The sequence below is a fragment of the Nocardia sp. NPDC052001 genome, assembly GCF_040680615.1.
Lineage (GTDB): Bacteria > Actinomycetota > Actinomycetes > Mycobacteriales > Mycobacteriaceae > Nocardia.
In genome coordinates this window covers 224,667-247,052 of record NZ_JBFAXC010000007.1, presented here as the reverse complement: position 1 = coordinate 247,052, position 22,386 = coordinate 224,667, and the positions used below count along the sequence as shown (strand labels likewise).

Annotated in this window: 19 protein-coding genes; 8 read left to right on the top strand and 11 right to left on the bottom strand. The window is 66.5% G+C overall.

Annotated elements, in window-relative coordinates:
- Positions 1-8 precede the first annotated feature (8 nt).
- Positions 9-1,181: a beta-mannosidase gene (locus tag AB0L82_RS30105; protein ID WP_364643528.1), complete on the top strand. Its 1,173-nt coding sequence runs from the start codon at positions 9-11 to the stop codon at positions 1,179-1,181.
- Here AB0L82_RS30105 and AB0L82_RS30100 read toward each other — a convergent pair whose 3' ends face one another.
- The 6 genes from AB0L82_RS30100 to AB0L82_RS30075 are packed head-to-tail and all read right to left on the bottom strand — an operon-like array spanning position 1,182 to position 8,723.
- Positions 1,182-2,849, bottom strand: a complete 1,668-nt coding sequence (locus tag AB0L82_RS30100) for an ABC transporter (RefSeq protein WP_364643525.1) — start codon at positions 2,847-2,849, stop codon at positions 1,182-1,184. It lies immediately after the preceding gene.
- Positions 2,846-4,318 carry a glycosyltransferase gene (locus AB0L82_RS30095; protein WP_364643522.1) on the bottom strand — a complete coding sequence of 491 codons (1,473 nt, stop codon included), beginning with the start codon at positions 4,316-4,318 and terminating at the stop codon, positions 2,846-2,848. Before AB0L82_RS30095 ends, AB0L82_RS30100 begins: the two co-directional genes overlap by 4 nt.
- Positions 4,315-5,820 carry a hypothetical protein gene (locus AB0L82_RS30090; protein WP_364643519.1) on the bottom strand — a complete coding sequence of 502 codons (1,506 nt, stop codon included), beginning with the start codon at positions 5,818-5,820 and terminating at the stop codon, positions 4,315-4,317. Before AB0L82_RS30090 ends, AB0L82_RS30095 begins: the two co-directional genes overlap by 4 nt.
- 5 nt (positions 5,821-5,825) lie before the next feature.
- Positions 5,826-7,760: a hypothetical protein gene (locus AB0L82_RS30085; RefSeq protein WP_364643516.1), complete on the bottom strand. Its 1,935-nt coding sequence runs from the start codon at positions 7,758-7,760 to the stop codon at positions 5,826-5,828.
- Between the two features lie 36 nt (positions 7,761-7,796).
- Positions 7,797-8,423 carry an MspA family porin gene (locus AB0L82_RS30080; RefSeq protein WP_364643512.1) on the bottom strand — a complete coding sequence of 209 codons (627 nt, stop codon included), beginning with the start codon at positions 8,421-8,423 and terminating at the stop codon, positions 7,797-7,799.
- A 60-nt stretch (positions 8,424-8,483) separates the two neighbouring features.
- Positions 8,484-8,723, bottom strand: a complete 240-nt coding sequence (locus AB0L82_RS30075; RefSeq protein ID WP_364643510.1) for a hypothetical protein — start codon at positions 8,721-8,723, stop codon at positions 8,484-8,486.
- Positions 8,724-8,809: 86 nt separating this feature from the next.
- On the opposite strand from AB0L82_RS30075, the gene AB0L82_RS30070 reads away from it, so the two are divergent.
- Both AB0L82_RS30070 and ilvA read left to right on the top strand, forming a co-directional pair.
- On the top strand, positions 8,810-9,247 hold the full coding sequence (locus AB0L82_RS30070; RefSeq protein ID WP_364643507.1) for a nitroreductase family deazaflavin-dependent oxidoreductase: 438 nt from the start codon (positions 8,810-8,812) through the stop codon (positions 9,245-9,247).
- 75 nt (positions 9,248-9,322) lie between these two features.
- On the top strand, positions 9,323-10,687 hold the full coding sequence (gene ilvA, locus AB0L82_RS30065) for a threonine ammonia-lyase IlvA (RefSeq protein ID WP_364643503.1): 1,365 nt from the start codon (positions 9,323-9,325) through the stop codon (positions 10,685-10,687).
- 84 nt (positions 10,688-10,771) lie between these two features.
- Here the strand turns inward: ilvA and AB0L82_RS30060 are convergent, their stop codons facing one another.
- Positions 10,772-11,449: a response regulator gene (locus AB0L82_RS30060; RefSeq protein WP_364643500.1), complete on the bottom strand. Its 678-nt coding sequence runs from the start codon at positions 11,447-11,449 to the stop codon at positions 10,772-10,774.
- 147 nt (positions 11,450-11,596) lie between these two features.
- On the opposite strand from AB0L82_RS30060, the gene AB0L82_RS30055 reads away from it, so the two are divergent.
- Positions 11,597-12,772, top strand: coding sequence for a DUF2235 domain-containing protein (locus tag AB0L82_RS30055; RefSeq protein ID WP_364643498.1), 1,176 nt, complete (start codon positions 11,597-11,599; stop codon positions 12,770-12,772).
- A gap of 97 nt (positions 12,773-12,869) precedes the next feature.
- On the top strand, positions 12,870-13,106 hold the full coding sequence (locus tag AB0L82_RS30050) for a hypothetical protein (protein ID WP_364643495.1): 237 nt from the start codon (positions 12,870-12,872) through the stop codon (positions 13,104-13,106).
- A 35-nt stretch (positions 13,107-13,141) separates the two neighbouring features.
- Here the strand turns inward: AB0L82_RS30050 and treY are convergent, their stop codons facing one another.
- The 3 genes from treY to AB0L82_RS30035 are packed head-to-tail and all read right to left on the bottom strand — an operon-like array spanning position 13,142 to position 18,654.
- The gene (gene treY / locus AB0L82_RS30045) at positions 13,142-15,550 is read right to left on the bottom strand and encodes a malto-oligosyltrehalose synthase (protein WP_364643492.1); all 2,409 of its coding nucleotides are present in this window, start codon (positions 15,548-15,550) and stop codon (positions 13,142-13,144) included.
- Positions 15,551-15,561: 11 nt separating this feature from the next.
- On the bottom strand, positions 15,562-17,679 hold the full coding sequence (glgX, locus tag AB0L82_RS30040; protein ID WP_364643489.1) for a glycogen debranching protein GlgX: 2,118 nt from the start codon (positions 17,677-17,679) through the stop codon (positions 15,562-15,564).
- A gap of 9 nt (positions 17,680-17,688) precedes the next feature.
- Entirely contained in the window at positions 17,689-18,654 is a 966-nt protein-coding gene (locus AB0L82_RS30035; RefSeq protein ID WP_364643486.1) for a bifunctional helix-turn-helix transcriptional regulator/GNAT family N-acetyltransferase, read from the bottom strand.
- A gap of 107 nt (positions 18,655-18,761) precedes the next feature.
- On the opposite strand from AB0L82_RS30035, the gene AB0L82_RS30030 reads away from it, so the two are divergent.
- Positions 18,762-20,030 carry an adenosylmethionine--8-amino-7-oxononanoate transaminase gene (locus tag AB0L82_RS30030; protein WP_364643483.1) on the top strand — a complete coding sequence of 423 codons (1,269 nt, stop codon included), beginning with the start codon at positions 18,762-18,764 and terminating at the stop codon, positions 20,028-20,030.
- Between the two features lie 4 nt (positions 20,031-20,034).
- Here the strand turns inward: AB0L82_RS30030 and AB0L82_RS30025 are convergent, their stop codons facing one another.
- Positions 20,035-20,346, bottom strand: coding sequence for a hypothetical protein (locus AB0L82_RS30025; RefSeq protein WP_364643481.1), 312 nt, complete (start codon positions 20,344-20,346; stop codon positions 20,035-20,037).
- 75 nt (positions 20,347-20,421) lie between these two features.
- Between AB0L82_RS30025 and AB0L82_RS30020 the strand changes: the two genes are divergently transcribed.
- Positions 20,422-21,576 (top strand): 8-amino-7-oxononanoate synthase, encoded by a 1,155-nt coding sequence (locus AB0L82_RS30020; RefSeq protein ID WP_364643478.1) that lies wholly within the window; start codon positions 20,422-20,424, stop codon positions 21,574-21,576.
- Positions 21,573-22,262: a dethiobiotin synthase gene (gene bioD / locus AB0L82_RS30015; RefSeq protein ID WP_364643475.1), complete on the top strand. Its 690-nt coding sequence runs from the start codon at positions 21,573-21,575 to the stop codon at positions 22,260-22,262. The genes AB0L82_RS30020 and bioD overlap by 4 nt, the downstream gene beginning before the upstream one ends.
- The last annotated feature ends 124 nt before the right edge of the window (positions 22,263-22,386 follow it).

Sequence of the window (22,386 nt, the reverse complement as noted above, 5' to 3'; positions counted from 1 at the left end):
TGTCCCAGGTGGCTTTTCCGCGCGCTCGACTACTGGCCGCGCTCGCGGCCACCGGCCTGCTCGTCGCCTGCGGGCACAGCGGCCCGCATTCGGTGGTGACCACCTCGCAACCCCGTGCGGCCCGCGGCATTCCGCAACCCCAGGGCGCGCCGTCGGCACCCAATGCGGTCACCGCCACCCCCGACGGGCTGCGCTTGCGCGGCCAGCCGTGGTGGCCCAGCGGTTTCAACGGCCCGCAGCTGGCCACCGATTACGCCGTCAATTTCGGCTGCGGGGCCGAGGTCGATCTGGACGCCTTCTTCCGCGCCCTGCCGCCCAACAGCCTCACCCGCTTCGCACTCTTCCAGGCTTTCGTGGTGAACAAGGACACCGGCGAGCTCGATTTCAAACCCGCCGATGTGGTGTTCGCGGCGGCGGAGAAGTACGGGCAGATGGTGCTTCCAGTCCTGGCCGCGCAGACCGGCGATTGCGGTGACGAGGTCTACAAACAGCGTCAGTGGTACGTGGACGGCTGGACCGAACTCATCGAGGTGCCCGGACGTTCGGTCATGAGCTATCGGGATTGGGTGAATACCGCGGTGGGCCGCTGGCGCAGCTCCCCGGTGCTGGCGGGCTGGGAACTGGTCGGCGAACCCGAACCGAGCAATTGCGACCGCAACCGCTGCGATCTGCGGCATCGCACCTGCCCCGCGGACGCCGCCCAGGTCCTGCGCAAGTTCATGGACGACGCCGGGGATATCGTGCGCACCCTGGATCCTCAGCGCCTGCTCTTCGCCGGATACGTCGGCGGCAGTCAATGCGGTATCGCCGGGGACGCGTTCAGCGTGGCCAGCGGATCGCGCAATGTGGACGTGACCGAATTCCACGACTACACCGAGGACGGCAACCCGCTCCCCGGTGACGCGGCCAATGGTCTGGCCCGTCGCATCGCGCAGTCCCGGGAACTCGGAAAACCCTTGCTGGTGGGGGAGATCGGCGAATACGCCGGTTCCTGCGACACCTTGGACAAGCGCGCCGAGATCATGGTGCGGCGCATGGACGGTCAGCGCCGGGCCGGTACCGCGGGCGCGCTCATCTGGGCTTTCGTCCCCGACCCCCGGCGTGACGAGTGCACCTACGATGTCGGTCCGGATGATCCGCTCTGGCCGGTGGTCGCCCAGCACACCACCCTGGGCCAGTAGTCAGCTGCCGATCACCCGGTACAGCCGCCAATCCGGCTGTCCCGCACCGTCATTGGGGATCTCCAGTTCCAAAGTGGCGATCTGCGCGCCGTTCTCGTACATGCTCGGATAGCGCCGGTTCACCGCGTCGGAGGTGCCGCGACCGGTATTCGGCACCGCCAGAATGTATTTCACCCCGCGATCCAGCGGCCGGTTCAGTACCCGCACGAAATCGCGATCCGAGGGGATGACGAACCGATCCGGCTTCTCCGAGGCGACCAGTACCGCGAATCCGTACACGGTGTCCATCACCACCGCACCGCGCGGCAGGTCCAGTGCGTCGAGGTATTCGGCCAGCCGCCGCTCGGTGCGGAAGGTCGCGGCGATCCGCACCTCATCGTTGTATTTGGCGGACACATTGTCCGGGTTCGGGAACAGCACCGCCTCGAGCGAATACTCCTGCACGGCCATCAGCTGATTGTTCATGCCCAGCACCGTGACCGGCACCGTCGCGATCAACAGCATGGCCGCCAGCGCCGCGCCCGCCAGTGGTCGCCAGGCGCGAGTGGCGATCAGCGGTGCGGCAGGCTCGCGGTCCTCGTACTGTCCGGCCCGCTTGGTCGGCGGGAAACCGTGCGCGGGCGCGATCAGCAGGGCCAGAATCGCCGCCAGCGGAATCGCCGCGATATAGAACCGCAGGAACGCGAACGTGGAACCCGTTGCGTAACTGAGCATCTGAAACGCCAGCACCGACCCGAACAGCAGCATCGGCACCGCCACCTGCCAATCCCGCCGCCGAATGCCCAGCGCGCCCGTGATCGGAATCAGCAGTGGCAGCAACGGAGCCAGGATCAGCGTGGCCCCGAGCGAATACTGCATCGCCGCGATCGGATTCCCGGGCCCGCCCGCACCCGACTGCGCCAGAATCGCGGAATTGCCGTACTGCGAGGTGAATTGCTGAAACGCCTGCCCGGTGATCAGCCAGCTGGTCCCCGCCCACACCAGGAAGGCCAGCACCACCGGGGCCGTCACCAGCACCAGATCCATTGCGGCCCCGGCGAATCGATGGTCGGCCGCGCGCCGCCGGTAATAGCTGAGCCCGAACACCAGCACCGCCGCGCCCATCGCCGGGGCGAGTGCGTCGTATCGGGTCAGATATCCCAGCCCCAGCGCGATACCGGTGGCCACCAGATCGTGCACCCCGTCGGTGCGCACCCAGCGCATCAGCCGCCGCGCCGCCCAGCACAGGCAGAACAGGAACAGCGCCTCGCTCATCCCATTGCCGCCGTAGCACACCACCATCGGATTGAGCGCGAACACCAGCGTGATGACGATGCGAAGCCAGTGCGGCGCACCGCGATCCCCGCCGATACCCCACACCATGGTCACCGCACCCGCCATGAACAGCGATGTCATCAGCACCGCGGACAGACCCCACCGGGTGATCCCCACCGACCACTGCGCGAATGCCACGAACGGCAACTGCGACAGCGCGGTGAGCGGTGTGAACACGAATCCGATGGCCGACAGGTGGGGATCCCGGCTCAGAATCGCCGCCTGGGTGGCCGCCACCCGGCTCAGCGCGTCACCGGCCAGATAACCTCGTCCGGCGGTGAGCAGCCCGCCCACGCACAGATACAGCACCGCCGATACCGCGAAGATCATCCGGGCCGTGCGCACCGCGGTCATTCGGCCGTCTCCTTCGCGGTGCCCAAACCGTGAAAAGTCTTCTCCCAGTACGACGGATTGCGCACCAGCTGCCAGCACCCCTTGGTCGCGGCCACCGCCATGAGCACCCAGTAGGCCGGAGACAACAGGCACGCCCAGAGCAGATCCGGCCGATCGTTCTCCCGGCACGCGATGAGATTCATGTACACCGTCGCCGCATTGCCCAGCACCAGCGCGATCAGCGCCGGGAAGTACACCGCCGCCGGGAACAGCTTCTCGATGAGCCAGGGCTGTCCGAAAATCCAGGTGAGCGTGATGAACCAGAACAGCAGATTCAGGCACGCGATGATCGGCGTCCCGGCCAGAATCAGGGTGAACCGCAGGAAGCTGACCGGGCCGATCTTGCGCCACAGCTGGACCGGCCGCCGCGCATGCACCAGCCAGCTCTGCAAATAGCCCTTGTACCAGCGTGAGCGCTGCCGAATCCAGTTGATGGGATCCGGATTCGCCTCTTCCAGGGTGGTGGAATCGATGACGGCCGTGGAGTATCCGCGCGCCGCGATCCGCACCCCGAGATCGGCGTCCTCGGTGACGTTGTACGGATCCCACGCCCCGATATCGATGAGCACATTGCGCCGGAAGTGATTCGAGGTGCCGCCCAGCGGAATCGGCGCGGCACTGCGCATCAGCCCGGGCAGCAGGAAGCCGAACCACAGCCCGTAATCCATGGTGAACCAGGCGGTCAGCAGATTCTGCCGGGCATTGTGGAACGCCAGCTTGGCCTGTACGCACACCACCGAGCGCGGCAGACCCCGGAACGCCGCCACCACCCGCCGCAATTGCAGCGGATCGGGAATGTCCTCGGCGTCGTAGATGGTGACGATATCGCCGGTGGCGGCGTGCAATCCGTAGTTGCAGGCCTTGGGTTTGGTGCGCGGATCGGCGGCGGGCACCAGCACGATGGTGATGTGTTCGCTTCCGGCCGTGCCGATTCCGGCCGCGCGGGCGGCATCGATGGTCGGCGCGTCATCCTCTTCGAGCAGTAGCAGCGCCTGCATCCGATCGCGCGGATAGTCCAGACCGTTCAGCGCGGCGATGAGATCACCGACCACCTCGGGTTCGCCGTAGGCGGGCACCAGGATCGTGTACGGCGGCAGCTGATCATCCGAAAGCGCCAGCGCCTCTTCATCACTCACGGTGAGAATGGCATCGCGCGCCATACCCCGGGTGAAGATCAGCACCCGATCCACGATCACCGCGATATACCCCAGTGTGCACACCGCGACCAGCACGGTCAGGGTGGTCAGCGGTGCCAGGACCGCGCACACCAGTACGATCGCCACCGCCACCAGCACCGTATTGCGTTGCCACGGCAGAAAAGCCACCGAGGCCGAGGCCATGGGATCGTTCTCCCGCAACCCCTGTACCGCCGTGCGCAGCGCGTGCTCACGTTCCTCGGGGGTCGCCAGGCCGGGTAGTTCGCCGCTCATCCGCCCGCCCCGATCCGCACCATCTCACGACCGACCGAGATCAGCATCTCGCCGTCCTTGAGCTCGAGATCGACATGCTGCAGATCCGAATCGGGGTCGACATTGACCGCGTTCCCGCGCAGGAACTGATGCAGCAGATTGTTCAGATTGCTCAGCGCCCACGGTTCGGGCCGGGGGAAATCCGCGTCGGGCAGATGATTATCGGCCGCGATCAGGCTGACCCGCTCCGCTCCGCCCTCGCCCTGCCAGTTCCAGCTCAGAAAGCTCCAGCTCAGCAGTCGCTGATCATCGAGAACGGTATTGAGCCGCGCGATCACCCCGTGCCCGAGATCGACCTGCGTACCGCCTGTCACCCGTGGCTGATGCAGCTCGTACATGGTGAACTGCGGATACCGGTCTACATTGTGCGGACTGTCCGAGCGCAGCACATCGACCACGATCCGCCGGCGGCGGGATTCCTTGTCCCACTCCGGATTACCGCGATCGGCCCGAATCCGCTGTCGCACCCAGGTGGTGTGCGGACCGTAAAACTGTGAGGCCCAGGGGTATTGGCGCTCACCCAGCAGCGTCCAGCCGCCCGGTATGGCGGGGGCGTGCGCGATGACCAATCCCGGAACGACCGGACTGGGCACCTTGTATTCCTCGGGCACCGGGATCATAGCGAACAGTGCCGCCGCCACCACCGCGGTCACCGCCGCGCTGCGCGACTGCGCCGCGGTGAGCGGCCGTACCGGCCGATTCAACGGGCGCACATGCGACCAGCCGCGCTGGTCCAGATACATGATCGCCGACACCGCGAACACCGCCACCACCGGCGGAACCAGCTGGTAGACAAGCTGATGCGCGTGCGGGAACCAGATAGCGAGTACCGCCAGCACCAGCGCGCCGACCCCGACCGCCCCGGCCGCCGCCGCCAACGCCCGCCGCCAGGTGCGCCCGGCCGCGACGGCCGCCGCGATGGATGCGAACATCAGTGCCGCTACGCCTTCGGCGAGCTTGGTCGCACCGAACAGCACCACCGTGCCCCGGTAGAACCACGGGAATCCGGCCAGAAACAGCAGCCAGGCGGGCCAGAACCGGAATACCGGCCGCAACCCGAACATCAGAATGCTCACGCTCATCAGGAACAGCGGCGCGGCGAGCAGATCCAGGTGCAGCACCTCGTACTCGTACCGGTACCGCAGCACCAGCAGCCCCTCCAGCGCCGCGGTCAGCGCCAGCCCGAGCAAGCCGACGATGATGTCGGATTGCCGGTCGTAGATGGGCAATTCATCCTGATGCCGAAGTGCGATGCCGATGGCCGCGAACAATGCCAGCACCGGCAGCGCGAAGACGAAACCGATATCCGAACCCTGCCGCACATCCTCGATGAGCTCGGCCCACAGGTTCCAGAACGCTCCCACGGTGCAGGCGAGCACCAGCAGGAATCGCGCTATCGTGCGCCACGGCACGGTCCGCCACCAGTGGGCGGATCGCGCGGGAGCATCGAGGGTGGCCGTCATCGAGGTCAGCGCGTGCGACGACGCCGCAGCAGAATGACGATTCCGGCGAGTACGCCGACTCCCAGCAACACGCCACCCGTGATGGCCAGCGTGCGAGCCAAGGGAATTCCGGAATCCTCGGCCGCGGCCGCCGCGGCCGCTTCGGGCGAGGAGGCCAGCGGATCGAAGAATTCCGGTTCCCGGTCACCCGCCTGCAACAGCACCGGACCCGACAGCCGGAAGGACCGCTCCGGATCGGCCACCAGCCAGTTCAACAGCCGATCGAGATGTTCCGGCGCGTCGGTCGAGGTGGCGACGATGACGGTGCGCCGCCCACTCCAGACCGCCTGGAGCGATCCGAAGGTGAGCGGTGGCGCCAAATCGATTCGCGACCTCAGATAGGCGTCGTCGCCGTAGACGATGAGCGTGTCGCCATTGCGGCTGAGCGGCAGGGTGGGCACTTCGGGACCCTTGCCGCTCGGAACCACCAGCACCGCGGGCAGTGAGCTGCGCTCGACATCCGCGATCGATACCAGTTCGGGCCGCATCGGCACCGCGGTCAGGCGCTGCATGGCGATGAGAATCTGTGCGGCCCTGACGGTATCGGCGAATCCGGGGGTCTCCAGCCCGACCTGCACGCGGGGCAGCAACGCCTGCGGCACCGCACCCAGGCCCGGCGGGACGGGCGGCTGGGCGAGCTCACCGCGCACCTCACCGTCGGGATCGATGGTGAGCGTGACCGGCTGCTCCAATCCGCAGCCGTGGGTCAGACCCGCCTGCTGCAGGGTCACCGACACCGTGGTGAACCGCGCCAGCAGATCATCGGGGATGGTGACCCATTGATTGAACGCACCCGACGGCTGCACCGGCCACGCCGCGATCTGCCGATTGCCGATGGTCACCGCGAGCTGTCCGTTCAAGGTGTCCGGCAGCGGAGTGTGGTTGCCGTGCAGGTGAACTCGCACACCCTTGGACGGGCGGCCGAGCCGCGTCTGATCGATCGCGAAATCCACCCGCACGTATCCGATGGCGGTGGCGCTCAACGCGCCCTGCCCGAGTTCCTGCAACGTCGTGGCGTCCGGGGCCAGCTGCGGTGCCGCGGGCAATCCCACCGCCGTGGCGGCCGATGCCATCGCCGCTTTCGCCAGATCACTGGTGAGCAAACGGATCTGGATCGGCAGCGACTTCTCATCACCCGATACGGTCAGCACCGGCGCGGGGCCACCGCTCAACCGCACACCCGCGTCCGAACCCTCCCGCACCACGATCTGCCGTTCCAGGAAGGCGGGCGGATGATCGGGAAGCGCTGTGCCGGAATCGATTCGGCGGATATCCACCGCCACCGGCTGCCGGGTGTACCGCGCGGTCACCGCCGTACTCAGCGCCAGCACCGCGGCGCTCTCGGTAGTGCTCGGGTTCGCGGGCACATACAGGGTCAGTCGTTGCAGCGCGGGCGGCAGGAACTCCGCCACCGTGGTGGGCTGCGCTTCCTCGCCGAAGTAGACCACCGACGCATCGGACAGCGTCGCGGGCCTGCCCATCCAATCGTCGACGCAGATGCCGGGCTCCGGTATCAGCGACGAGGTCAGCGTCACGGTCACCGCGTTGTTCTCCACCTCGGCCCCGAGCAGTGAAATGCGCACCGGCGCACGGGGATCCGGTGGCAACGTGACTCGATCCAGGAATTTGTCACCGGATCGCGCGTCCAGGGTCGCCCGCGTCACATTCGGCGGCAGCTGCACCGTTCCGGTGATCGCGGTCGGCGCGAGACCGGGCAGCAGCGGCAGGGTCAGCGTGACCTCGTGCTCGCGCCCGGGGAACTCCAGCGATTTGCCCATACCCAGGCCGGGTAGCGCGATCGGGCGGTCCGCCGGTTCGGCGTGGACCACCACCGGCGCCGCCGTCACCGCGACAACCGCTGTCAGCAAGGCGAACGCAGCGCTCGCCGCACGCAAACTCATGAAATGGTCTCCTGTGTGGGTTCGCGCGCGGCGCGCTTACAGCCAGGTCGGATCGCCGAAAACGCCGCCGCTGTCATCGACTTCGGCGGATTTGGCGTAGAGATAGGTGTACTGCCGGATCGACACCGGTCCGGTGCACTGATTGACCGCGATATGGAAATCGCGAATCACGATCTGCACCTCTTTGCCCGGCAGCAGATCCTTGTCCGCGACCGGAATATCCTTCACCTCACCGGGGCTCAGGTTGACGCTCATCGGGACCTGGATATTGGGTCCGATCACCGCGAGCCCGAGGCCCGGATCCGGCACGATGGGGATATTCGCGGTGGGTGCGTAGACCTGCGGAATCGCGCCGAGGTTGCCATTGAGCAGGTTCACCGAACAACCCACGTGATATCCGGTCTTGAGCTGTCCGCCCGCGACCCCGTCGACCCGCCCGTACGCCACATTGCTGACCAGCGCCTCACGCGTGGTGCCGACCTGATTCAGCGGTGCGATCCGATTGACCGATTCGGTGCGATTGCCGACGGTGAAGCTGCCGAAGGGTGAGGGATAGGTCCGCTCATGCGCGGGCATGGTGATGACATCGGCCTGGGCGGTGGGTGAGGAGCACAGCGCGATCCCACTGGCGAGTAAAAACATCCCGAACGGTTTCGACCGCATGAAAATTACGGTAATAGATGAACCGCATGACCGACCCGCAAGACACGGGCAACCAACCGCTCAGTTCGTGTCGGGCAGACCCTTCCGCACGATCGCGACAACCCAGCGAATCGCCATCACGGTCGCCCCGGCCAGTACCGCGGTCTGCGCGGAACCGGTGACGAGCAGCAGAACCAGGGCGATGACCAGCCCGGCCGCGAGGGCCTCGAGCTTGAAGAGCGGCCAGGCCGTGCCCGCGATATTCACGGTCGCGACGCGCACGGGGGTGCGATGCATCTGCGTTGGGTGAACCACTGCCATGTTCAAAGGCTACCCGCAGACTGAAAGTTCGGGCAAACGAACTTTCTGTCGGGAACATAACAACATCGGGAGGTGTTACCTGCGTCATGCCACTCACTGGAGAATACGAACCCAGCACCTCGGATTGGGCCCGCGAGCAGGCCGATCTCTACGAAAGCTCGAACGGCGCCGAAGGCGGCACCCTGCAGGGCAAGCCGATCATCCTGCTCACCACACGCGGCGCCAAGAGCGGCAAGCTGCGCAAGACCGCTCTCATGCGTGTCGAACACGAAGGGGAGTACGCGGTCGTCGCCTCGCTCGGCGGCGCGCCCAAGCACCCCGTCTGGTACTGGAATATCAAGGCCGATCCGCACGTCGACCTGCGCGACGGCGCGGTGGTCAAGGATTACACCGCCCGCGAGGTCACCGGCGAGGAACGCGACCTGTGGTGGAAGCGCGCGGCGGAGGTGTGGCCCGATTACGACAACTACACCAAGAAGACCGACCGTGTGATCCCCGTCTTCGTGCTCACCGAGCGCGACTGAGTTTCCTCCCATTCACCCGATACGCCGACCGGCATCCCCCGGTCGGCGTATTGCCGTCCGGCCCGCGTCAGTAACATGTGCCGGGTGTCGGATCCGCTTGTAGTCGCAGAGAAAGTATCCAGTCACGTGCCCGAGTTGAGCGCGGACGAAATCGATGCTGCCGCGAAGCGAATTTCCGAGATTATCGAGCCGACCCCGCTGCAGCGAATCGCGCGGCTGTCGGCGGACAAGGATGCCGAGGTCTATCTCAAGCGTGAGGACCTCACCGCCGTGCGCTCCTACAAGCTGCGCGGGGCCTACAACCTGATCGTCCAGCTCAATGCCGCCGAACGCGCCGCCGGCGTGGTCGCGGCCAGTGCCGGAAACCATGCCCAGGGTGTGGCTTTCGCGTGCAAGGCGATGGGCATCCACGGCCGCATCTACGTCCCCACCACCACCCCCAAACAGAAGCGTGATCGAATCCGCGTGCACGGCGGCGAATTCGTGCAGCTCATCGCCATCGGCGATACCTACGACGCGGCCGCCGCGGCCGCCGTCGACGATGTGGCGCGCACCGGCGCGACCATGGTCCCGCCCTTCGATGATCCGCGCACCGCGGCCGGACAGGGCACCATCGCCGCGGAGATCCTGGAACAGCTCGACCGCGCACCCGATCTGGTGGTGGTTCCGGTGGGCGGTGGCGGCTGCCTGGCCGGAATCAGCACCTATATGCGAGAACGCGCACCGCACACCGCGATTCTGGGTGTGGAACCGGCGGGCGCGGCCTCCATGACCGCCGCCCTGGTGGCCGGCGGCCCGGTCACGCTCCCCGAAATCGATCCGTTCGTGGACGGTGCGGCCGTACGCCGCATCGGCGGCGTGCCCTACACCGCGGTGTCCCGGCTGGGCGGGGGAGTGCGCTCGCACGCCTCGCTGCCTTTACTGACCACTACTGAAACCCGGGGCGGCACAAGCGCTTTCCGCATGATGACGGTCGACGAGGGCGCCATCTGCACCGCCATGCTCGAGCTCTACCAGAACGAGGGCATCGTCGCCGAACCCGCGGGCGCGCTCGCCACCGCGGCCCTGCGCGAAATCGATCTCGCACCGGGCTCGACCGTGGTGTGCCTGCTGTCCGGCGGCAATAACGATGTCTCGCGCTACGGTGAGGTCATCGAGCGGTCGCTGGTGCATCGGGGCCTGAAACACTATTTCCTGGTGGACTTTCCGCAGGAGCCGGGCGCGCTGCGGCGCTTCCTGGACGAGGTGCTCGGGCCGGACGATGACATCACCCTGTTCGAATACGTCAAGCGCAATAACCGGGAGACCGGTGCGGCGCTGGTCGGCATCGAATTGGGTTCGCCGGACGGACTCGAACCGCTGCAGAAGCGCATGGACGAATCCCCGATTCGCGGCGAACGCCTCGAACCGGGCTCGTCCGCCTACCGCTATCTGACCTGATCGACGCGATCCCGGGCAGAGCGGGGAAGAGCCCTGCCCGGGACGGTCGTGCGCGATCCACCCCACGGGATCGCGAGTCCGGAATCAGATATGCATCAGATAGCCGGTACCGGACGCGTGAATGAGCTGCGGCTCACCCAGCTTCCGGGCCAGCTGTCGAATGACATCCTCGACATTCGCCGATGACGCTGTGCCACAGCAGTATTCGGCGATCTCACGAACGCTGACCGGGGTGCCCGCGCGTGCGGTCAGCAGTTCGAGGGCATTGAACTCGCGTGAGGTCACGGTCAGCAGCACGCCACCGCGCCGCACCCGGCGGCGCAGCCGATCCACCACCAGATCGCCCACCGCCAGCACCTGCGCGGGGGAGCGCTGCCGCGATCCGCACAGTGTCCGCACCCGCGTGGCCAGCTCGCTGAGCGAGAACGGTTTGGCCAGGTAGTCATCCGCGCCACTGGCGTACCCCTCGGCGCGCTCGCGCGGACCGTCCCGGGCGGTGATGACCAGCGCGGGCGTGCGCCGCCCCGATTCCCGTTGTCCCCGAATCAAATCCAGCCCATCGCCATCGGGTAGCCCCCGATCGACGATCAGGCAGTCATAGCTGCGCGTACCGCAGCTCTGCCCGGCCTCGGAGAGATTCCGGGTCAGATCGACGGTGTACCCGGCCCCGCGCAGCCCGCTCGCGACCCGTTCGCCCAACTCGTCGTCGTCCTCGCACACCAGGATCCATAGGTCGCGGGGCGTCATCCGATCGTCGGGCATGCGGTCAACGGTGCCAGGTCGATCATGAACGAATCATGATCGGACGGATTTACGAAGTCGGGGTTAACGCGCAGCCGCGGTATCTACGATGAACCCGAGTAGTCGACTACGCGTGAATATCGAATGCCTGGGCGGGAGCATCAATTCATGAAGAGACTTGTGGTGTGTTGTGACGGCACCTGGAAGGCCGAGTCTTCCACCACGGTGTCGAACATTGTGAAAATCGCACAAACGGTATGTCATGCCGGTGCGGATCGGGAAGGCCATCCCATCGGCCAGCGGGTCTATTACATTTCCGGTCCGGGGGCGCGCGGCTTCACCACCGATCGCCTGCTCGGCGGGGCATTCGGCCTGGGCCTGGAGGCGAATCTGTCGGCCGCCTACTGGCAGCTCGCGTTGAACTGGGAACCGGGCGACGAAATCTTCATCTTCGGTTTCAGCCGGGGCGCGTACACCGCGCGCAGCCTGGCCGGAATGATCAATCGTCTGGGCATCTTGACGTATAAAGCCATGATCGACGGCAAATATCCCGACGCGCTGAAGATCTACCACACCAGAAAGGCCAATCCGGACGATCCGGACCCGCCGGAATGGGCCGAATTCCGCCGCGCCAATTGCCATCCGGATCCGGTGGTAATCAACTTCCTCGGCGTCTTCGACACCGTCGGCGCGATGGGCATCCCCGGCATCACCGCCTGGCGGCACCGCTTCCACGACGTCCGCCTCTCCCGCACGGTCCGCTGCGCCCGGCAGGCCCTGGCCCTCAACGAACGCCGCCGTGCCTTCGAACCCTGCCTCTGGGAAGTCCCCGTCGAAATAGACGAAAAATACCGCCGCACCGACCGCGTCAAACAGGTCTGGTTCGAGGGCGTGCACAGCGATATCGGCGGCGGCTACCCCGAATGCGCCCTCTCCGACATCACCCTGCACTGGATGATCCGCGAAGCCGAAGCCGAGGGCCTGGTCTTCGACCACGACCGGCTCACCGTCCTGCGCGAACACTGCCCCCACCCGCCGAAAAAGCATCTTCTACTGCACAGTTCCCTCGACACCGGCTTCAAGATCCTCAATTTTCTCCGCTTCCTGCGCCACCCCCGCAGCCCGCGTTTCTACTGGGATTCCTGGCGGCGCATCCTCACCGCCGCGGACCAGGCCGGCTATCTCGCTTCATCGGTCCAGCACGCCCACCAATACCTGCCCGCCAATCTCGTGCGCTGGCGCGAAACCCTCGACGGCTCAATGCCATCGAGTCTGATCGAACCCACCGAACTCGGCCCCCTGGACGCCCCGGAACCGGAATCCGAATCGGCGTCCGCCGCCTGAAGTCGGTGGACATTGACCCGTGCCCTATACCCACTCAACCCGCCGATCAACCCCGGATACACCGAATTGCCTTGCCACGCCGGTATCGTCGCCATACATGACGGAAAAGAAGCTCATCGGCCTGCTCGTCGGTGCGTTTGTTTGCGCCTCGATATTCACCATGAACCCGTCCGCGGCCTGGGCATCCGGTGATACCGGAGTGGCTCCTGCGGGCCCCGGCCCCGGCGATAAGTCACTCCCCGCGGGCGCGGCTCCCGAACGCGTCGTTCCCGCCCCGGAACGCATCATCCCCGCGCCGCCGCCGGGCGCCGGTGCCTGGTGCCCGACGCTCTGACCTGCGGAATCCCTCAGAACCGACAGTCCTCTAATCTATCGAACCAAAAGTGCGACGGGTAGCCGGGCGAACAGCTTCTCCAATCGCGATCGCCCGGAGAAGGTATGGCCGGTCAAACGATCGGTCCAATGGCCCTGGGGTAGATCCAGTACGGTATCGCCCCAGCCGCCGGCTTCATCGAGTCGAATACTGTGCCGGGTGACAGCGACAATGACCTCCGGTGTTTCACCATTGCGCCCGCGGGCGTAGGACACCAGATGTTTGGCATGGTCACCGGATGCGAACAGCGGCGTATATGTCCCGCCGACAAAGCATTCGGGTCGCTCCCGGCGCAGCCAGAGCGCATATGCCACGATCCACATTTTCACCGCACCGGTGGGCTCCAGATCCGGTGTCCCGGTGAGTGATTGCAAGAGCAGCGAGCGGTGGGTGAAGTCGACGGGCCGGCGATTGTCCGGGTCGACGAGCGAGTCCTCCCAGAGTTCGCAGCCCTGATAGATATCCGGGATTCCCGGGCCGCACAGTTGCAGCAGTTTCTGCGCCAGCGCGTCGGTCCAGGCGTGTGCCGCGAGATCGGTGACGAATTCCCCCAATTCGACGCCGACGGGTCCGTCGACAATGGCGTCGATCCAGCGGTGCACCGCATTCTCGAATTCGAGATCCGGTTCCTCCCAGGAGGATTGGGTCCCTGCCTCGCGAACGGCCTTCTCCGCGAACTGATGTATGCGTTCCCGGAATCCGGGCACGGCCGCGGCGGCACGGCCGTCGGCGGGCCAAACGCCATACATGTTCTGCAGCAGGAACAGTGCCGTCGCCCCGTCCGGACCGGGTGCGATCTCATTCCACGCGCTCACCGATCGCGCCCACACATCGGGCACCTGCGACAGCATGCCGATGCGCGCCCGGGTGTCCTCACCGCGTTTGGTGTCATGGGTGGACAGCGTGGTCATGGTGGCGGGCCAGCGGGCCGCCCGTTCGGCGTTGGACAGATGGAATTCGATCACCGACGCCCCGAAGCGGGCCGGGTCCGCGCCCATCTCCTGCAGCGAGACCAGCCGGGCGGCGCGATAGAACATGGTGTCCTCCACGGCTTTCGCCGTGACGGCCCCGCACACCTGATGGAATCGGGTGGCGGCCTCACCGCGAATGGACAGCGCGGTCACCAGCACCTGCAGCGGTGCGGTGAGTTCGCTGTTGCGCCCCGCCACTTCGGCGACCACCCTGCCGATGGTGCCGGACAGCGGCGCGTAATCACCGCGCGCGACCGGCATATACGACAGCACCTCGATGGTGGCGTTGGTCAGTGCCATGGTGTCGAAGGCGTCCGCGCGCGCATCGCGCTTGATCGCCGCGACCAGCCGCCGCACCTCCGGCACCAGCATGGTCTCGGCGACCGCGCGCTTGATCCGATGCTCGTGCTCGGTGAACCAGGCGCGATCACTGCCGTGCCCGGTGAACTGCCGGGACAGTTCGGTGAGGGTCTTCTCACCGTCCGGATCGATGAGCACCCCGCCGATATCGGCGAGCGCGTCATAGCCGGTGGTGCCGTCGATCGGCAGTCCGGAATCGAGCGTCTCGCCGTGCGCGAGCACCTTCTCCACCAGCAGCAGGCGCTGCGGTCCGATGAGTTTGCGCAGGCGCGTGAGATATTCGCCGGGATCGGACAGCCCGTCCGGATGATCGACCCGCACCCCGTCGATCAGATCGTGCTCACACCACGCCGCGAGTTCGCGATGCGTGGCGTCGAAGACGACCGGATCCTCCTGCCGCAGCGCCGCCAAACCGCCGACGGTGAAGTAGCGCCGGTATCCGCACAGTCCGGACTTCCAGTTCACCAGCCGATAGTGCTGCTTATCGTGAATGCGCAGCGCGTTCTCGCCATCGGTGCCGGGCGCGATGGGGAAGCGCATATCGCGCAGCGCCAGCATGGGTTCGAGCCCGCCGCGATCCACCGACAGTGCGGCGGGATCGTTCTCATTGGCCAGCACCGGCAGCGCGAGCCGCCCGCCCGCACCGTTCGCCGGACTCCAGTCGATATCGAAGTAGTGCGCGTACTTCGACTCCTTGCCGTGCGTGAGCACATCCCACCACCACGGGTTCTGCCGTGGATCGGCGACGCCGACATGGTTGGGCACCAGATCCACGATCAGGCCCATACCGCGCCCGCGCACCTCGTCCGAGAGCGCTTTGAGCCCGGTGGGCCCGCCCAGCGCCGAGGACACGGTGGTCGGATCGGTGATGTCGTAGCCGTGCGTGGAGCCGCGGGTCGCGGTCAGTACGGGGGACAGGTACAGATGCGAAATACCGAGCTGCTGCAGGTATTCGGCGATCGTGCGGGCATCGGCGAAGGTCAGTGCGTCCGGGCGCAATTGCAACCGATAGGTGCTGCGCACGGGCGTCTGCCGCGTGATGGGGCCGGTGTGATGTTCGGGCGTGCTGGTCATGGCCTTCTGAATCATGCCGTACGGCGCAGTACGAGTAGGCAGCGTGCGGGCACTGCCATGGTGGACGAGGCGTTATGGGGTTGATCGTCGGCGGCGGCACCGGTGGGTGTCGAGCAGTCCAGCTCCACCTTCCAGACCGCACCGTGTTCGGCGGGCGGGAGGGTGAAATCGATTCCGGCGTCATGGGCATTGAAGCAGAGCAGGAACGAATCATCGGAAATGCGCTCGCCACGGGGCCCGGGTTCGCGGATGCCGTCACCGTTGAGGAATACGGTCAGGGTGCGGCCGAAGCCGGTTTCCCAATCGGCATCGGTCATTTCGGTGCCCGCGGGGGTGAACCAGGCGATGTCATCGGGATGGTCATGGGTGGTCGCGGGCCGTCCGTCGAAGAACCGCCGCCGCCGGAACACCGGATGCGCGGTGCGGATCGCCACCACGCGCCGGGTGAAGTCGAGCAGATCGGCATTGGTGCGCATGAGGGACCAGTCCATCCACGACAGCGGTGAGTCCTGACAGTAGGCATTGTTGTTGCCGTGCTGGGTGCGGCCCAATTCGTCACCGTGCAGCAGCATCGGGGTGCCCTGGGACAGCAGCAGGGTGGCGAGCAGATTGCGAGATTGCCTGGCGCGCAAGGCGATTATCTCCGGATCGTCGCTGGGGCCCTCGACGCCGCAGTTCCAGGAGCGGTTGTAGTTCTCGCCGTCGTTATTGCCCTCGCCATTGGCGTCATTGTGTTTGTCGTTGTAGGACACCAGATCCGCGAGTGTGAAGCCGTCGTGCGCGGTGACGAAATTGATGCTGGCGCTGGGTCTGCGCCCGGTCGCCTCGTACAGATCCGAGGAACCGGTGAGCCGGGATGCGAACTCGCCCAATGTCGCCGGTTGTCCGCGCCAGTAATCCCGCACGGTGTCACGGTATTTCCCGTTCCATTCGGTCCAGGCGACCGGGAAATTGCCGACCTGATAGCCGCCTTCGCCGACATCCCACGGCTCGGCGATGAGTTTCACCTGGCTCACCACCGGATCCTGGTGCACCAGATCGAAGAACGTGGCCAGCCGGTCCACATCGTGCAGCTCCCGTGCGAGGGTCGCGGCGAGATCGAAGCGGAAACCGTCCACGTGCATATCGAGCACCCAGTACCGCAGCGAATCCATGATCAGCTGCAGGGTGTGCGGATGCCGCACGTTCAGGCTGTTGCCGGTGCCGGTGTAATCCATATAGTGCTGCGGATCATCGTCCACCAGACGGTAATACGCGGCATTGTCGATACCCCGGAACGACAGCGTGGGCCCGAATTCATTGCCCTCGGCGGTGTGGTTGTAGACCACATCCAGGATCACCTCGATGCCCGCCGCGTGCAGCGCCCGCACCATGGCCTTGAATTCGGTGACGGCCGCGCCCGGCGTCTTGCTCGACGCGTATTCCAGGTGCGGGGCGAAGTAGCCGAAACTGTTGTAGCCCCAGTAGTTTCGCAGTCCGCGATCCAGCAGCAGCCGATCGTGCAGGAATTGGTGCACCGGCATGAGTTCCACCGCGGTGATGCCCAGGCTCAGCAGATGCGCCACGATCGCCGGATGCGCCATGCCCGCGTAGGTGCCGCGCAATTCCGGCGGTACGTCCGGATGGGTGATGGTCATACCCTTCACGTGGGTCTCGTAGATGACCGTCTCGTGGTACGGGCGTTTGGGCGCGCGATCATCGGCCCAGTCGAAGAACGGGTTGATCACGACCCCGGTCATGGTGTGCCCGAGGGTGTTCTGCCCGTGGTTGTAGGGCGCGGCGTCGGCCCCGAAATCGCCCTCGAACGCCTTGCCGTACGGGTCCAGCAGCAGTTTGCTGGGATCGCAGCGCAGTCCGCGCGCGGGATCGAACGGGCCGTGCACCCGGAACCCGTAGCGCTGACCGGGGGCGATACCGGGCAGATAGGCGTGCCAGACGTAACCGTCGACCTCGTCCAGGGGTACGCGTGTCTCGCGATTGTCGTCGCCGAGCAGGCATAACTCGACGCGCTTGGCGGCCTCGGAGAACACCGAGAAATTGGTGCCTGCTCCGTCGTAGGTGGCGCCCAGCGGGTAGGCGGTTCCCGGCCAGACACCCGCGGGTGCCGTGTCGGTAGTCGCGCGAGCCATGCCCAGACCCTATCGGTCCGGATCGACCCCCGAATCAAGTGCCCTCCGCCAGGTCTGGCCGATCAGATCGGCGCCGAAGCTGTGATGCGGATTCGATTCCACCAGTTCGAATCCGGCGCGCTGGTAGATGTGCCGCGCGGAGGTGAGTACGTCATTGGTCCACAGCACCAGTTCGCGGTAACCGGCGGCGGTGGCGAAGCGCAGGCATTCCTCGACCAGTGCGCTGCCGACGCCGAGGCCGCGGGCGGTCGGTTCCACCAGCAGCAGCCGCAGCCGCGCGGTGTCGTCGTCCTCGCGCATGCAGTAGACGCAGCCGACCGGATTGCCCTGGTATTCGGCGATCCAGGCCCGTTCCCGTTGCGGGTCATGGGAATTCAGGAAGTCGGCGACGATCCGCGCGACGAGCGCTTCGTAGTCGCCGTTCCAGCCGTACTCCCGGCTGTAGAGCACGGCATTGCGTTCGATCACCCACCCGTGGTCGCCGGGGCGGGGTGCGCGCACCAGCACGGCCGCGGGATCGGGTTCGGAGTCGGCGTCCAGAATCTGCTCGATGGTGTGCATCGCGCCGATCAGCCGCCCGCGGGTGCCGGGGGAGTGCGATTCCAGCAGTTCGCCGATCTGTCGCTGGGTCAGACCGTCGAGCTCGGCGAAGGCCGCGTGGCCTTTATCGGTCAGTTCGACCACCTGTTTGCGCCCGTCGCTGTCCGAACGTCGGCGCGCGATCAATCCCTTGTCCTGGAAACGGGTCAGGATGCGGCTCAGATAGCCCGCGTCCAGATCCAGTTCGCGGCGCAGGTCGACTACTTCGGCCGCACCGAAATTGGCCAGTTCGAACAGGATTCGCGCTTCGGTGAGGGAATGCTCGGTGCCGAGCAGTCCGCCCTGCAGCACCCCGATGACGCGGGTGTAGCGCCGGTTGAAGGACCGGACGGCGGTGATGTGGTCGGCGGTCACAGAGCGTTCGGCGGTCGCCATGATGTCCCCAATCCTTTGACTGCGTCAAAGAATATGCCGCCGCTGCTAGTCACGGGCCGGTTCTGGTAACTTGAACGGTGTTCAAGCCGCCTCGTGAAGGATTCCCTGTGGCACTGACACCCGACCAGATCACCGCGATCGACAGCGCGCATGTCTGGCATCCGTACGGCGGATTCCCGGCGACCACCGAACCGCTGATCGTCGCCTCCGCGTCCGGCACCCGGCTCACCCTGGCCGACGGCCGCGAACTCGTCGACGGGATGAGTTCGTGGTGGGCGGCGGTGCACGGGTATCAGCATCCGGTGCTGGACGCGGCACTGCTCGCGCAATCGCGGCGGATGAGTCATGTGATGTTCGGCGGGCTGACCCATGAGCCCGCGGCGCGGCTGACCCAGCTGCTGGTCGAGCTCACGCCCGAGGGGTTGGACAAGGTCTTCCTGTGCGACTCCGGCTCGGTATCGGTCGAGGTCGCGGTGAAGATGTGCCTGCAATATCAGCGCGCGCTGGGACGTCCGGAGAAATCCCGGCTGCTCACCTGGCGCGGCGGGTACCACGGCGATACCTTCACACCCATGAGCGTGTGCGATCCCGAGGGCGGTATGCACGCGCTCTGGACCGATGTGCTCGCCCAGCAGATCTTCGCGCCCGCACCGCCGAGCGACTATGTGCCGGAATACGTTTCGGAACTGGAGCGGCTGATCCGCACGCACGCCGCCGAATTGGCCGCGGTGATCGTGGAACCGGTGGTGCAGGGCGCGGGCGGTATGCGCTTCCACGATCCGCGCTATCTCGCCGATCTGCGCCGGCTCTGCGACGCGCACGGCGTCCTGCTGGTCTTCGATGAGATCGCCACCGGATTCGGCCGCACCGGAACGCTTTTCGCCGCCGAGGCGGCCGGGGTGCGGCCCGATGTGATGTGCGTGGGTAAGGCGCTCACCGGCGGATACATGACACTCGCGGCCGCACTGTGCACCTCGGAGATCGCCGAGACCATCAGCCGGTCGCACGGCGGGCTCATGCACGGGCCGACCTTCATGGGCAATCCGCTGGCGTGCGCGGTAGCGGTGGCCTCCATCGAGCTGCTGCTGTCCCGGGACTGGCAGGGTGAGGTGCGCGCGATCGAGGCCGGACTGAGATCGGGTTTGACTCCCGCCCTTGACATCTCGGGGGTCGCGGACGTTCGCGTGCACGGCGCCATCGGCGTTGTCGAACTCGACCATGATGTGGACATGCGAAAAGCGACGCATGCCGCGGTCGAGTCCGGCGTGTGGTTGCGGCCGTTCCGCAACCTGATCTACACCATGCCGCCCTTCATCAGTTCGACTCGGGACGTGGAGCGCATCACCACCGCGGTGCTCGCCGCCGCGGCGGTGTGAGCGCTCAGCGACTGGCGCGTTTCTCCCGGACTCGTTCGGGATTCTCGGTGTCCGACAGCACTTCCCAGACGCGGAAGACGCAGTGGTAGTCGTCGGACCAACCGCGTGCGATCAACATGAAGGTGTCGCCGTCGCGCAGGATCGTGCGGCGGCTGATCAATTTCGGATGATCGGGAATGAATTTCTGTACTAGATCGGGCAGCTTGGCGAGAGCTTGCTCGCGGGTGCCGACCACTTCGGTGATGACCTTCGGCGACCAGTTCTTACTGTCTCCGAAGCCGGTCGTCTGCTCGACCACTATTGCCCATCGTGGCATCGCGCAGCCTCCTTATAGCATCCAGCATAGCCCGGCGGATGCCTCCTGAACGGTGTTCAAGTATGCTGCGGAGCTGTGAGTGCCGATCCCTTGAGCTGGCTGGACGAACGCGCCGCCGAGCGCGTGGATGCCGGACTGCGCCGCGAGCTACGCCCCCGCGCACCCGAGACCGCGAGCATCGACCTGGCCTCCAACGACTATCTCGGACTGGTCCGGCATCCCGAGGTGATCGACGGAGCCGTCGACGCGGTGTGCAAATGGGGCGCGGGCTCGACCGGATCCCGCCTGGTCACCGGGACCACCGCCGAACACGAACTGCTGGAGACCGAACTCGCCGAATTCGTCGGGGCCGAAGCGGGATTGGTCTTCGCCTCCGGATACGCGGCGAATCTGGGCGCGGTCACGGCACTGGCCGGGCGTGGATCGCTGGTGGTGTCCGATGCGGGCAGTCACGCCTCACTGGTGGACGCCTGCCGATTGTCGCGGGCGCGCGTGGAGGTTGCCGCGCACCGGGATCCGGGCGCGGTGGACCGGTTGCTGGCCGAGCGCACCGAGGAGCGGGCGCTGGTGCTCACCGATTCGGTATTCAGCGCGGACGGCGATCTCGCACCGCTGGCCGAACTGCATCGAGTGACCCGGGCCAATGGCGCGGTGCTGATCGTGGACGAGGCGCACGGCATCGGGGTGCGCGGCGAGGGCGGGCGCGGACTGGTGCACGAGGTCGGACTGGCCGGGGAACCCGATCTGGTGATCACCGCGACGCTGTCCAAAGCCCTTGCGGCACAGGGTGGTGCGGTGCTGGCCAGTGCCCGGGTGCGGGCGCACCTCATCGATTCGGCGCGGACGTTCATTTTCGATACCGGACTGGCTCCGGCGGCGGTCGGTGCGGCGCGCGCCGCGCTGCGGGTGCTGCGCCGTGATCCCGGTATGGCCGCGCGTGTACTGGAGCGGGCCGCCGATCTGGCGCGCATCGCCGGTGTGCCGCAACCTGATTCGGCCGTGGTCTCGGTGGTGCTCGGTGAGGCGCAGATCGCCTACGACGCCGCCCAGGCGTGTGCGGCGCGCGGGCTCAGTGTCGGATGCTTCCGGCCGCCCTCGGTCCCCGAGGGCACCTCGCGACTGCGGCTGACCGCGCGCGCGAATCTCACCGACAATGACATCGCCACCATCGCAACGATTCTCGGCGAAGTGCTGGCACAAGCACGGGAACGGACGGTTGTCGCCTCATGAGTCTGCTCTTCATCACCGGCACCTCGACCGATGTCGGCAAAACCATCGTCACCGCCGCGCTGGCGGCCACCGCCGCCGCGGCGGGCGCACGTGTTGCCGTGGTCAAACCGGCCCAAACCGGTATCGCGCCGGGCGAACCCGGCGATCTCGCCGAGATCACCCGGCTCAGCGGTATCACCCGCACGGTGGAACTGGCCCGCTATCCCGAACCCCTGGCCCCCGATACCGCCGCCCGCCGCTGCGGTCAGCCGCTGCTCACCCTGGCCGAAACCGTGGCCGGTATCGAATCCTGCGCCGACGCCGACCTCACCCTGGTCGAAGGCGCGGGCGGCCTGCTCGTCCGCATGGGCGAATTCACCCTCCTGGACCTGGCCCAAAAACTCGACGCCCCAGTCCTGGTGGTCGCCGCCGCCGGACTCGGCACCCTCAACCACACCGAATTGACCACTCGCACCCTGCACTCCGCGGGCGTCCACTGCGCGGGCCTGGTCATCGGCTCCTGGCCCGAAACCCCCGACCTGGCCGCCGACTGCAACCGCACCGACCTCCCCGCCGTCACCGGCATCGACATCATCGGCACCCTCCCCGCCGGCGCGGGCTCCTGGTCCACCGGCCGCTTCACCACCACCGCCCCCACCTGGTTCGACCCCGCCTGGACCGCCCGCCACCTGCACCCGGCCAACTAACGCCGCCCCCGTCATCCCGGCATGCTTTCGGCAGGGATCCACACCTGCGGATCTCCAGCCGTCCGCAGTGAATTCCGGCTAACGCATCGGACTGACGGGAGCCATTCTCCCGGCCTCACGATTT

Bases quoted from the DNA above. Each gene is read 5' to 3' on its own strand.
- AB0L82_RS30100 (WP_364643525.1), bottom strand. From the start codon at position 2,849: ATGACCGCGGTGCGCACGGCCCGGATGATCTTCGCGGTATCGGCGGTG.
- AB0L82_RS30095 (WP_364643522.1), bottom strand. From the start codon at position 4,318: ATGAGCGGCGAACTACCCGGCCTGGCGACCCCCGAGGAACGTGAGCAC.
- AB0L82_RS30090 (WP_364643519.1), bottom strand. From the start codon at position 5,820: ATGACGGCCACCCTCGATGCTCCCGCGCGATCCGCCCACTGGTGGCGG.
- AB0L82_RS30085 (WP_364643516.1), bottom strand. From the start codon at position 7,760: ATGAGTTTGCGTGCGGCGAGCGCTGCGTTCGCCTTGCTGACAGCGGTT.
- AB0L82_RS30080 (WP_364643512.1), bottom strand. From the start codon at position 8,423: ATGCGGTCGAAACCGTTCGGGATGTTTTTACTCGCCAGTGGGATCGCG.
- AB0L82_RS30075 (WP_364643510.1), bottom strand. From the start codon at position 8,723: ATGGCAGTGGTTCACCCAACGCAGATGCATCGCACCCCCGTGCGCGTC.
- AB0L82_RS30070 (WP_364643507.1), top strand. From the start codon at position 8,810: ATGCCACTCACTGGAGAATACGAACCCAGCACCTCGGATTGGGCCCGC.
- ilvA (WP_364643503.1), top strand. From the start codon at position 9,323: ATGTGCCGGGTGTCGGATCCGCTTGTAGTCGCAGAGAAAGTATCCAGT.
- AB0L82_RS30060 (WP_364643500.1), bottom strand. From the start codon at position 11,449: ATGCCCGACGATCGGATGACGCCCCGCGACCTATGGATCCTGGTGTGC.
- AB0L82_RS30055 (WP_364643498.1), top strand. From the start codon at position 11,597: ATGAAGAGACTTGTGGTGTGTTGTGACGGCACCTGGAAGGCCGAGTCT.
- AB0L82_RS30050 (WP_364643495.1), top strand. From the start codon at position 12,870: ATGACGGAAAAGAAGCTCATCGGCCTGCTCGTCGGTGCGTTTGTTTGC.
- treY (WP_364643492.1), bottom strand. From the start codon at position 15,550: ATGACCAGCACGCCCGAACATCACACCGGCCCCATCACGCGGCAGACG.
- glgX (WP_364643489.1), bottom strand. From the start codon at position 17,679: ATGGCTCGCGCGACTACCGACACGGCACCCGCGGGTGTCTGGCCGGGA.
- AB0L82_RS30035 (WP_364643486.1), bottom strand. From the start codon at position 18,654: ATGGCGACCGCCGAACGCTCTGTGACCGCCGACCACATCACCGCCGTC.
- AB0L82_RS30025 (WP_364643481.1), bottom strand. From the start codon at position 20,346: ATGCCACGATGGGCAATAGTGGTCGAGCAGACGACCGGCTTCGGAGAC.
- bioD (WP_364643475.1), top strand. From the start codon at position 21,573: ATGAGTCTGCTCTTCATCACCGGCACCTCGACCGATGTCGGCAAAACC.